The sequence below is a fragment of the uncultured Roseobacter sp. genome, assembly GCF_947499265.1.
Classification (GTDB): Bacteria; Pseudomonadota; Alphaproteobacteria; order Rhodobacterales; family Rhodobacteraceae; genus Roseobacter.
Window position 1 is genome coordinate 1 of record NZ_CANMNK010000007.1, and the last position, 11,093, is coordinate 11,093.

Sequence of the window (11,093 nt, forward strand, 5' to 3'; positions counted from 1 at the left end):
CAGAGGCCGCGGCCTGAAACACACACCCCCGCCCCGCCGCTTCGCGCGGGGCAGGGGCCGGGGGGCTAGAGGGTGATCACCTCACCAGACTTTGAGACCAGGGTAACGCGACCGAGATCGGTTCGCGGTTTTTGTATTTCCTTGATCTGATCGGTTTTTGCCAGGGTCAGCGCGGTGGATAGGCTGTCGGCAAGCGTGGCTGTTTGCGCCTCAACAGAGACGGTGGACCATTGCGGATCTGCAATGGGGTGCAGGATGTGATCCGCGCGCCCGAGCGACATCGCCCCGGGGCTGGATGTTGCAATGGCCGCATCGGTCAGCGTGCGGGTGCCCAGATGCCCCAACGCGGGATCGCTCAGCCCCAAACGCCAGGGACCGCCCATGGCACGGTATTCGCCGATGTTGACCATTACCTTCTGCAGACCCTGGTCCCGCAAAAGCTCGGTGACCAGATCGGTCGCAAAACCTTGGGCGATGCCGTTGAACGTCAGTGCCTGCCCAGCGTCCAGCGTGATTTCACCCCGGTTAAAGCGCACGCGCTTCCAGCCAACGGCGTCGCGGGCTGCTGGAATGCCCTCGCCTGAGGCAAAGGCCCGCCAGAGCGGTTGTACCGTTGGGTCAAACAAGCCGCCCGTCAGATCAAAGGCCTGATCCGCCGCCTGCATCAGCGCGAAAAAACGGGGATCGGGGTTGCGCAACACGCCGCGCCTGTTCAGGTGCGAGAGTGCGGAGCCTGGATCGTAGAGGTTAAAAAGTTTTTCAATCTCCACTATCTGGGCGCGGGCCCTGTTCAGGGCGATCTCAGTATCTTGCCGCGGGCCGCGTAGGGTGATGGCGACATCGGACCCAAAAGCGCGGCCCTGCCATGTATTGGCCTGCGCCAGCCTGGGCGCACAGGCAAATCCGGCGGTGATGGTGAGAAAGCGGCGGCGGGTCAGGGTCATTCTGCGGCCACCTTTTGCAGCGGACGGCCTTTGCCGGCGAGGATGAGGGGCACGCATTGGTTGCGGTCATCATGGATGGTCACGCACTCCAGGCACTGGAAACACTCGGAATACTGGATTTCGCCGGTTTTCCTGATGGCGCCGTAGCTGCATTTCACGCGGCAGAGCTGGCAGGGTGTGCCACATTCCGTGCGCCGGGCAATCCAATCCCGCCCGCGCAGCAGCCCGCCGATGGCCATAACCGCCCCGAGCGGACAGAGGTAGCGGCAGAACCCTTTGAAAAGCACCATGGACAGCACCAAGAGCCCAACCGCATAAGCGACATAGTACCATTCGCGGATGAAAAAGGTGGTGATGGCGGTCTTGAACGGCTCCACCTCAATGGCCTTGTCGAGTCGGGCGGGGGTGGTGAAAAGAAGCGCGATCAACCCCGCGAGGACGACATATTTCAACAGTTTCAGGCGATCATCCCAAACCGCGTTGGGCTCGATCTGGGGCAGGCGCAGGATGCGGCCCAGATGGGCGGTGAATTCCTGCAGGGCGCCAAACGGACACAGCCAACCGCAAAAGAGACCGCGACCCCAGAGGACGAAACCGAGGATCGTGACACCCCAGAGCGCCAGTGAGAAGGGGTCATAGAGCAGGAATGCATAGCTGCCACCTTCAAAGGCGGTGCGGATAACCGCAAGTGGCGTGGCAATCGACAGCTGCCCCTGACCCCACCAGCCGATGAAACCGGTGACAAAAGCCAGAATGCCGAGACGGATCGGCGTGAAATACCGATGCCCGGCCAGCCGGTTGAGCGAAAGACCCAGCAGCATCAGCAGGCCGGCCAGAAAAACACCCAGAACGATCAGATCACCCGCGCGGTTGCGCAGGGCATCCACCCAGGGTGGGGCGGGTTTGATCACGTCCTGACGGGCAAAGAAACGGTCAGGCGCTTGGTAGGGTACCTCAAAGGTGACCGAGCCGATCTCGGGCTGGAACACACCGTGCGCGCGCAGCGCCTTGACCTGCAGCTTCCATTCTGCAGTGGGGTCAAAGCCCAAACGCCGGTCGGTACGCAGGATCAGTGCCGTCCCATCGCGGATTTCTTCCGGCACATCCGCGTTCATTTCCACGTAGATATCTGCATCCCGGAAGGCGATGGGAAAGCCGCCCTGTTCGGCGCTGATCAGATCCGGTGCGGTATTGCGCACGAAGTCATCCGTGATCAGCCCGTGACGCGCGGTTTCCACCACCAGCACCGGCTCGTCCATGGTCGAGATTGACATGAATTGCTGCAGCTCGGCCAGGCTGTCCTCGGACAGCACTGCGCGGGCAATCGACTGGGGGCCAAGGTCAACGACCCAGAGATCGAGGTATGTCTCCTCTGGATAATCCTTGGCGTCAGGGTCGTCGTCCTCCCAGAGCGTGCCGTCGAAGGCTGCGTCGACCTCTGCGTTGGTGACCACCTTGCGCACGGCGATGCCCTGCGTCACCAGACCCTCCCAGGTCAGCTCTTCGGTGACCTCCTGATCGGGGTAGGCGGGCGGGCCGGTGGCAATCCCGCTCATCTTTTCGCGCGCCACTTGCAGGGTTGCGGCAAGCACGCTCTCATGCGCGATGCGCACACTCGCCGTGGCTTTGGTGACGCCGTCCAGATAGACCAGCGCCGAGCCATCGCCGCCTGACCCGTAGGGCGTGCCAACCACCAGACTGTCGGTGATCGAGTGGCCGCGATATTGCTCAAAAAATTTGTGGAACGGCGCTTGCCCCAGACCGGAGACAAAGATCGGCTCGTTATGGGACAGAAGTTGCACGTCCAGAAACCGACCGTTCAGATCAAGCACGACCAGCACGTTGATCGGGGCGCCGGAGAACCCGGGCAAAGGGGCCATCGGTTCGGTCTCGAACACATAACCGGCCTCGGCCCCGCCGGAATTCAGCAGCTGCCAGACACCGTTTTCACTGATCTGTTCGCCTAGCGACATTGGCGGCACGATATAGGGCGCAAGGATGTCCCGCGACAACGGCTCGGCCAGGCCCTGAATAGCACCTGCCACCCAGAACGTGAAAACCGTCAACGCCTGCACTGCGCGTCGTAGCGCCGTCTCTCTCCCTGTCATATGGGTGATCCTAGGCCCGGGTCTGCGCGCGTCCTATGGGACTAAGGTATGACGTGTCGCTGGCACAATATTTCGCCGCGCACAGGCGTAAATTGGCTCGTGAATGCCAGACCATGGACCGACGCAAATTCTCTTGCAATACTTCGCGCGTCTGGCAGGGCCTTGAACCGGGCCGGGCATACGGAATTGCGAAGGTAAAGAATTGGAATGGCACGTTTGAAATCTGCGCGGCAAGACAGACAAAACAGGCGTCTGATGGTGCTGCTATTTGGCTGTCTCTTTCCGCTTTTCCTTATGTTTTCTTTCGCCGTTTCAGCGCAGGAATTCTTCACCCTGAAGGGGCACGGCGGTCCGGTCAAAGGTATTTCGGCAGGCGAGGACGGTACGATCCTTACCGCGAGTTTCGACAATTCGGTGGGCCTCTGGCGCGATGGCGCGCCGCAATGGCTGGAAGGGCATACGGCGGCGGTAAATGCCGTTGCCTATCTGGGGAAGGGGCGGGTGGTTTCCGCTGGTGATGATTTCACGCTGCGCCTCTGGGAAGCTGCAACCGGTGACACCCGCGTGCTTGGCAATCACACCGCCAAGATCATTCAGCTGGCGCTTTCTCCTGATGGGCAGCGGGTTGCCTCTGCAAGCTGGGACCGGACCATAAAGATATGGTCGCTGGAGGAAGGCGCGGCGCCGATTGAGATAACCGGCCACGCCAATATCGTGAATGACGTCGCCTTTTCACCTGATGGCAAACGGCTTTACAGCGCATCCGCGGATGGGACACTCCGCGTTTGGGACGCGGGCACCGGCGAGGCCCTGCGCCGGTTGGTCAATCACGGGTTCGGGATCAACACTCTGGTCGTCAGTGCAGATGAAACATGGATCGCCTATGGGGCTGTGGACGGCACCACACGTCTGGCCAGCTTGCCGGAGGGTGACCCGCTGCGGGATTTCACCGCGGATCGGCGGCCCATTCTGGCGATGACCTATCACGCGGGCGCGGCGCGCATAGCAGTGGGGGACGCGCAGGGCTACATCATGCTGATCGACACCGAAGACTGGCGCATTTCCAACGATTTTCGGGCCACCCTGTCGGGTCCGATCTGGGCTCTGGCCTTCGCGCCGGATGGTCAGAACATCCACGCGGGCGGGCTTGACGATGCCATGTACAGTTGGCCCGTCAAGGACCTTGGCGCGGCACCGCAAATGGCCAACACCGAGCGCAGTTTTCTAAAAGCGCCCGAAGAAATGACCAATGGCGAACGGCAGTTCCAACGCAAATGTTCGATCTGCCATGCGCTGGGGCCGGATGGTCAGCGGCGCGCCGGGCCCACATTGCATGGGCTTTTCGGGCGTGCGGCGGGCACTGTGGACGGCTATACCTACTCACCGACATTGCAGACATCTGATATCGTCTGGTCGGATGACACGATTGATTTGCTGTTCGATCTGGGTCCGGATCACTACGTGCCGGGCTCGAAAATGCCGATGCAGCGGATCACCAAACCGCAGGACCGCGATGATCTGATCGCCTTTCTGAAGCAGGAAACCAGCCCCTAGCCCTTGCATCATCTGTCAGCTGCGACGCCCATCGAATTGGCGCACGTTGATGTCCGCGGATTCCAGCGCGCTGCGGACGGACGCTGCGATCTGAACGGCCGTGGGCGTGTCGCCATGCAGGCAAATCGTATCGATATTGGTCTCGATGCGCTTGCCAGTCTCGGTGATGATGGCCCCGGCCTGCACCATCTCCACCATGCGTTTGCCGGCGACCTTCGGGTCATGGATCACCGCGCCCGGCAGGCTGCGGTCTACCAACGTCGCGTCGTCGTTATAGGCGCGATCGGCGAAGATTTCTCCCGCATAGGCGCAGCCCAGCTTGCGCACGGCGTCTTCCTGCGCTGTGGCGCAGAGCACCATGACGATCAGATCAGGATCAACGGAAAGCGCTGCTTCGTAAAGGTCCCGCGCCAGGCTCTCGTCCTCCGAGGCCATGTTTGCCAAGGCGCCGTGCACTTTGAGATGACGCACCTTTGCGCCCAGCGATTTGGCCATGCCAAGGGAGGCGGCCACCTGATAGCGGATCGAGTTTTGCAGCGTCCCACCTGGCACCTGCATGCGGCGACGCCCGAAGCCTTGCAGGTCGGCAAAGCCCGGGTGCGCCCCGATGCCAACACCGTTTTCCATCGCCAGACGCAGGGTCGCGGCCATCACATCCGGGTCGCCCGCGTGCGCGCCACAAGCGACATTGGCCGAGGTGACCGTTTTCAGCAGGGCCGCGTCATCTCCCATTTTCCAGGGGCCGAAGCTTTCACCCATATCTGCATTCAGATCTACGCGGGTCATGAGACGTCTCCTTTTTCAGGCAAATGGATCGGCAGTGGCGGAAACTGCGCCGCTGATCAACTGATAGCTCAGCAGGTCGGCAATGTCAGAGGGATCGCGCACCAGCGGTTGTGCTTTTGTGGCGAGCGCCTTGACCTCGTTGCGGGCGCGTTTTTCGATCTCGATCGCCTCTGCATGCGAAATGAACTCGAATTGCACGGGCGCGCCCACAGGCGCCTGCGCCACCTTGGGCAAATCGCAAGGGATCACGGTCCCGATCCGGGGATATCCACCCGTCGTCTGGCTCTCGCACATCAGAACGTAGGGCGCACCATCGCCCGCGATTTGAATGTCGCCGGTGGTGATGACCTCTGAGACGATGCTCAGACCATCGGTGGCATAAAACCCGTTTTCATCGGTGTGCATGCGCACGCCTTGCCGGTTCCCACGGGCATCCCGCTGAAACGATGTGGCGGCGAACCGGTTCCGGGTCTCTTGCGCAAACTGATCGGATTGAAACGATGTGATGATGCGGATCGTGCCGCCCTGCAGTCGGGGGTCTGGCGTCAGGAAGTAACCGCTGCGGGCGCTGGCGTTTGCACTGATCGGAAGGGTGTCGCCGATGTGACACAAAGCGCCGATCTGCGCGTTGAGGTGGCTGGCGCGCGCGTGCATGACCACGGGGGTCTGGAAACCACCCGCGACGTGCAGATACCCGTAGGTTCCGGCCTGTGCCCCGCCAATCACCAATTTGGCCCCGGCGGGCAACGCATGGGACGCATGCCATGTCAGCGGCGCGCCATCGAGGGTTGCGCCCATGCGTGCGCCCGTCAGGGCGATGACCGTATCGACGGTCGCCTCAAACGTGCCTCCCATGCCAACCATTTCAAGCGCCGCGCAATCGGGAGATTGGCCCAGCAGCGCCGCCCCTTCGTGCAGGGCGAGCCGATCGGCCGCCCCGCCGCGTGTCAGACCATGCGCCAGATAGCCCTCACGGCCCATGTCCTGAAGGCTCATCGCAGGACCCGCGGAGAGGATTTTGAGATGGGCGTTCATGCCAGGCTCTCACGGTCTGCGCCACCATAGCGGTCATCAGCGCCGATTTTATCGAAGGCGCCGCGGTCGATGGCCGGGAAGCTCAGCTCATCGCCGGGCGAGAGCGCGAAGGGCTTTGCCGCATCCAGAACGAAGTTGCGAAAAGCCGTCTGGCCGACGTGGCGCCACCCCGTTGGCGTCGGCGCGGTGAAGATGATCAGCTGACGGATGGCTAAGACCAGCGCGCCGGACGGCACACTTTTAGTCAGGTTTTGCTGACGCGGGATGTTCCAGACCTCGTCAAGTTCGCCCAGATAGGGCTGGCCCGGCGCAAACCCGAGGGTCAGAACCCGCACCCGGGCGCTCGAGAGTTGCCGGATCGCCGTGTCCGGATCGAGGCCCGTAACCTCTGCCGCTTCCGCAAGCTGTGGCGCAAGGTCGGTGCCGTAGACCGTTGGCACATGCCACCTGGTGCGGCCACCGGGCAGGGGGGCTGCGGTCCAATCCTGCTTGCCGAGCAGATCACGCAACCTCTCCTCGACCTGTGCGGCGGGAATGCTCACCAGATCCACCGCGACAAACACAGAGACAAGCGACATCATGGTTTCGCTGACCTCTGGCCAGTTTTCAGCCTCCAGCGCTGCGCGAAAAGCAAGGGCGGCGCGATTGGCAGGCTCGCTCATCGCGGTGCCAAAGCTGACCAGCAGGCCGGAAAGACCGACGGTTTTGATGGTAGGCCCGTCGGTCATTTCAAGGCCCCGCTTTGTACAACCAGCGCAACAGGATGGGCGTCAGGTACATCGGCAATTGCCAGCAGCCGACAAAGACCATCAGCGGCGCGAGTACCTCTGGCGGCAGCGCCACCAGAAAAAGTGCGATATTGCGATTCCCCGCACCGATGGCCAGTGGCCCGGCGACATGCGCGAGTGGTGATCTGCGCAGGATCAGATAGGCGAAGATCTGTGCGCCGTAGCTGATGGCAAAGGCCAGGAGCGCCCAAAGAGCGACGCTGCCGGGATCGCTGCGCAGGGCCGGGTTCAGAGCTGCCATCAGCCCCACGACAATGGCCGAGAAGGCCAGAACCGACAGCCCATCGAGAGCTTTGATTTGCCGCTCGGAGGGGGCGGGGAAGAAAAGCTGGCGCAGGCTGAAGCCGATGATCGTGGCCACGGCGATGACCACTAGCAGGGTGAGCGCCGCGCTGGTGATCGCGGCTGGTGTACCGAGGTGTGGCATCAACCACAGAACCGGTAGCACCGTCAGCGGAAAGGTGGCGGTGCCCAGCACCAGAATTTGCATCATGCGACCGGCATTCTGGCCCAACAGCAACGCCAGATTGGGCGAGCCGGAAATGGCGGGCGCTGCTGTCGCCAGCACCATCGCGGTGACGGCGGGTGCCTCCGCAAGGCCGCAGATCCAGCACAGCATGAACAAGGCAACCGGGAGCATCAATTGCAATACCGCAACCGATCCCAGCCCCCAGCGCAGATCCGACAGCGCCCCCATGGCCGCACGGTGCCCAATGCGCAGCGCGGTGATCGTGAGCAGCACCGCCACCATTTCCGGCAGCCATGGCTGCATCGTGGCGGCCAGACCGGGCAGTGCCAGCCCGGCCAGCAGACCCACGATCAGGCAAGCGCGCGCATTGTCGGAGATGAACCATAGCAGTCTTGTCACTTCCGCTAGCTCGGGGTTTGTCGCAGGTTTTCAGGCAGCCATGTTGCGATCTCGGGGAACCAGATCAGCACGAAAACCATCAGCACCATGATCAGGAACATTGGCAGTGCGGCCTTGGTGATGTAGCCCATTTCATGGTCGGTCATCCCCTGCAGGACAAAGAGATTGAACCCGATGGGTGGGGTGATCTGCGCCATTTCCACGACCACCACCACAAAGATACCGAACCAGATGAGATCGATACCGGCCTCGCGCACCATCGGCTCGACAATGGCCATGGTGAGCACCACGGCGGAAATCCCGTCGAGAAACATGCCCAGGATGATGTAGAAGACCAGCAACGCCATCAGCAGCTCGAACCGCGCCAGTTCCATCGCTGCGATGCTGTCGGCCAGCGCGCGGGGCAGACCGGTGAAACCCATCGACAGTTTCAGAAAGGCCGCGCCCGCAAGGATCAGCGCGATCATGGCCGAGGTCCGCATGGCCCCCATCAGGCTGGCCCTGAACGACGCGGGCGTCAGCGAGCCCTGCGCGGTCGCCAGCAGGAGCGCGCCGATGACACCGATGGCGGCAGCCTCGGTCGCGGTCGCGTAGCCTGCGTACATCGATCCGATGACCACGGTGATCAGTGTCAGCACCGGGATCAGGAAACGGGAATTGCTCAGCTTCTCGCCAAAGCTCATGCCCGTCTCCATGCTTGGGTTCCAGGAGGGCGACACCTTCGAGACAATGGCCACATAGGCCATGAACATCGTCGCCAGGATCAGACCGGGAAAGACGCCGGCGAAAAAGAGCTTTGTGATGCTCTCGTTCACCGTCACCCCATAGACGATGAGCGCAATGGATGGCGGGATCATCAACCCCAGCGTGGCAGCACCCGCCAGTGTGCCGATGACCATATTCTCGGGGTAATTGCGCGCGCGCAGCTCCGGGATGGACATCTTGCCAACGGTGGTCAGCGTTGCAGCGGAGGACCCGGAAACCGCGGCAAAGACCGTACAGGCCACGATGTTGGTATGCACCAGCCCGCCCGGCAAACGGGCAAGCCATGGCGAGAGGCCTTTGAACATGTCTTCGGAGAGCCGCGTGCGGTAGAGGATTTCGCCCATCCAGATGAAGAGCGGCAAGGCGGTCAGCGTCCAGCTGCTGGAGGAGGCCCAGATCGTCGTGATCATCGTGTCGCCGACGGGGCGTGTGGTGAAAAGTTCCATACCGACCCAGGCGACCCCCATCAGGGCCAGCCCGACCCAGACGCCGGTGCCAAGCAGCAGGAAAAGAACGACGAGAAAGAGGATGATGGCGTAAACTTCGGTCATCTGCTCACACCTCGAAACTATCGTCGACGGTATCGCGGGTGATCCGGTGATCGCCTTTGAAAATCACGTGCAACAGGTTGTCGGTGAGGGCGATGGCCATTAGGCCGCCACCGATCACCATGACCGATTGCGGGATCCAAAGCTGCAGGGCGTCCTGCCCCTGGCTGACCTCATTGAATTTCCAGGACCAGTAGACGAACCAATAGGCGTAATAGGTGAAATACCACGCGACCGCCGCACCCACGGCAAAACACCAGATTTCCAGCAGTCGTTTTGCGCCCGCGGGCACCGAATTTAACAGAATGGAAACGCGGATGTGCGCGCCCTTGTTCAAAGCGTTGGCGAAGGCCAGAAAGCTCGCCGCCGCCATCGCGTAACCTGCGTAATTCGGCGCACCGGGGAAGATTTCGCCCGTCCAGCGGGCCACCATCTGTGCCACGATCAACGCAAGGATTGCGATCAGGCACAAAGCTGCGGCAATCCCGGCGATCAGGTACAGAAAATCAAGCGTCTTGCGGATCGCAGTCACGGCACCACTCCCACTCAAATGAATGATATCAAAAGGGCGGTCCCGACAATCGGGACCGCCATTGCGCGATTATTGCATCGCTTTGAAGTCGTCGACGAGGGCCGCGCCGTCGTCTCCGGCGGCGTCAAGCCATTCGGACGTCATGGTCGCACCGATCTCGCGCAATTCACCCATAAGCGCATCGCCTGCGGGCTGCACGGTCATGCCCCCCGCGGCCAGCCCGTCCATTGTGAATTGGGTGTAGGCTTTGGAGGCTTCCAGCCCACGCGCCGCCGCTTCGTCGGCGCAAGCGCGGATGGCGGTTTTGTTTGCATCGGATACATCTGCCCAGACGTCCTGGTTCACCATCACGTAATTGCGCGGCAGCCAGGCGTCGACTTCGTAGAAATGCGTCAGGCTTTCCCAGACTTTGCGGTCATAGCCCGTGGCGCCGGACGAGACCATGGATTCAGCAACGCCCGTGGCAAAGGCCTGACTGATCTCGGCGGCTTCAACCGTCACCGGCAGCATGCCCGTCAGCTCGGCCAAACGGCTGGTGGTGTTGTTGTAGGAACGGAACTTGACACCGGCCATGTCGGCGACGCTGTTCACTTCTTTCTTGAAATATAGACCTTGTGGCGGCCAAGGCACCGCATAAAGCAGCTCCAGGTTCTGTTCATCCAGCAGCGCTTCGATCTTGGGCTTTGCCGCTTTGTAGAGCTTTTCGCTGTCGTCAAAGGAGGGCGCGAGGAAGGGAATGCTGTCGAAACCAAAGACAGCGCTTTCGTTCTGGTGACCTGAAAGCAGACGTTCGCCAATCTGCACCTGACCGGTCTGGATCGCGCGTTTGATGTCGGCGCCCGCAAAGAGCGACCCACCGGCATGCACTTCGATGGTGATCTCGCCGTTGGTGCCCGCGCCCACGCAGTCCGCAAAGGCCACACCGTTTTCCGAATGGAAGTTCGACGCGGAATAGGCCATGGGCATATCCCATTTTTCGGCCGCGAACGCGGGAACGGCCGTGCCTGCCGTCAGGGCGAGCGTGGCGGCACCCGCCAAAAATCTTTGTGTCAGTTTCATTGGTCTCTCCGTTGGTTGGTTCTTTAGATAGGCGCGGGTCTTGTGCCCGCTGGCGTTTGGTATGCTTTGAGATCTGGTCTCAGGCGCATTGGACCTGCCGCGAATC

The 11,093-nt window shown here is 61.7% G+C and carries 10 protein-coding genes; 1 reads left to right on the top strand and 9 read right to left on the bottom strand.

Translation table 11 applies throughout. The features are described 5' to 3' along the window. Positions 1-65: 65 nt before the first annotated feature. Positions 66-944, bottom strand: coding sequence for an FAD:protein FMN transferase (locus tag Q1A63_RS18365; protein ID WP_298974393.1), 879 nt, complete (start codon positions 942-944; stop codon positions 66-68). Next, positions 941-3,052: a 4Fe-4S binding protein gene (locus Q1A63_RS18370; RefSeq protein ID WP_298974396.1), complete on the bottom strand. Its 2,112-nt coding sequence runs from the start codon at positions 3,050-3,052 to the stop codon at positions 941-943. Before Q1A63_RS18370 ends, Q1A63_RS18365 begins: the two co-directional genes overlap by 4 nt. A gap of 294 nt (positions 3,053-3,346) precedes the next feature. Between Q1A63_RS18370 and Q1A63_RS18375 the strand changes: the two genes are divergently transcribed. After that, a complete protein-coding gene (locus Q1A63_RS18375) occupies positions 3,347-4,606 on the top strand; it encodes a c-type cytochrome (protein WP_298974989.1) in 1,260 nt (419 codons plus the stop codon). Between the two features lie 15 nt (positions 4,607-4,621). Here the strand turns inward: Q1A63_RS18375 and Q1A63_RS18380 are convergent, their stop codons facing one another. The 7 genes from Q1A63_RS18380 to Q1A63_RS18410 form a co-directional block, all read right to left on the bottom strand. Further along, on the bottom strand, positions 4,622-5,392 hold the full coding sequence (locus Q1A63_RS18380) for a 5-oxoprolinase subunit PxpA (protein ID WP_298974397.1): 771 nt from the start codon (positions 5,390-5,392) through the stop codon (positions 4,622-4,624). Between the two features lie 15 nt (positions 5,393-5,407). After that, positions 5,408-6,427 (bottom strand): biotin-dependent carboxyltransferase family protein, encoded by a 1,020-nt coding sequence (locus tag Q1A63_RS18385; RefSeq protein ID WP_298974399.1) that lies wholly within the window; start codon positions 6,425-6,427, stop codon positions 5,408-5,410. Next, on the bottom strand, positions 6,424-7,155 hold the full coding sequence (locus Q1A63_RS18390) for a carboxyltransferase domain-containing protein (RefSeq protein WP_298974401.1): 732 nt from the start codon (positions 7,153-7,155) through the stop codon (positions 6,424-6,426). The genes Q1A63_RS18385 and Q1A63_RS18390 overlap by 4 nt, the downstream gene beginning before the upstream one ends. A gap of 1 nt (position 7,156) precedes the next feature. Further along, the gene (locus tag Q1A63_RS18395; RefSeq protein ID WP_298974403.1) at positions 7,157-8,083 is read right to left on the bottom strand and encodes a hypothetical protein; all 927 of its coding nucleotides are present in this window, start codon (positions 8,081-8,083) and stop codon (positions 7,157-7,159) included. A gap of 5 nt (positions 8,084-8,088) precedes the next feature. Beyond that, the gene (locus Q1A63_RS18400; protein ID WP_298974405.1) at positions 8,089-9,399 is read right to left on the bottom strand and encodes a TRAP transporter large permease subunit; all 1,311 of its coding nucleotides are present in this window, start codon (positions 9,397-9,399) and stop codon (positions 8,089-8,091) included. A 4-nt stretch (positions 9,400-9,403) separates the two neighbouring features. Continuing rightward, positions 9,404-9,928 (bottom strand): TRAP transporter small permease, encoded by a 525-nt coding sequence (locus Q1A63_RS18405; RefSeq protein ID WP_298974406.1) that lies wholly within the window; start codon positions 9,926-9,928, stop codon positions 9,404-9,406. Positions 9,929-9,997: 69 nt separating this feature from the next. Beyond that, the gene (locus Q1A63_RS18410; protein ID WP_298974407.1) at positions 9,998-10,987 is read right to left on the bottom strand and encodes a TRAP transporter substrate-binding protein; all 990 of its coding nucleotides are present in this window, start codon (positions 10,985-10,987) and stop codon (positions 9,998-10,000) included. Positions 10,988-11,093: the final 106 nt, after the last annotated feature.

Bases quoted from the DNA above. Each gene is read 5' to 3' on its own strand.
- Q1A63_RS18365 (WP_298974393.1), bottom strand. From the start codon at position 944: ATGACCCTGACCCGCCGCCGCTTTCTCACCATCACCGCCGGATTTGCC.
- Q1A63_RS18370 (WP_298974396.1), bottom strand. From the start codon at position 3,052: ATGACAGGGAGAGAGACGGCGCTACGACGCGCAGTGCAGGCGTTGACG.
- Q1A63_RS18375 (WP_298974989.1), top strand. From the start codon at position 3,347: ATGTTTTCTTTCGCCGTTTCAGCGCAGGAATTCTTCACCCTGAAGGGG.
- Q1A63_RS18380 (WP_298974397.1), bottom strand. From the start codon at position 5,392: ATGACCCGCGTAGATCTGAATGCAGATATGGGTGAAAGCTTCGGCCCC.
- Q1A63_RS18385 (WP_298974399.1), bottom strand. From the start codon at position 6,427: ATGAACGCCCATCTCAAAATCCTCTCCGCGGGTCCTGCGATGAGCCTT.
- Q1A63_RS18390 (WP_298974401.1), bottom strand. From the start codon at position 7,155: ATGACCGACGGGCCTACCATCAAAACCGTCGGTCTTTCCGGCCTGCTG.
- Q1A63_RS18400 (WP_298974405.1), bottom strand. From the start codon at position 9,399: ATGACCGAAGTTTACGCCATCATCCTCTTTCTCGTCGTTCTTTTCCTG.
- Q1A63_RS18410 (WP_298974407.1), bottom strand. From the start codon at position 10,987: ATGAAACTGACACAAAGATTTTTGGCGGGTGCCGCCACGCTCGCCCTG.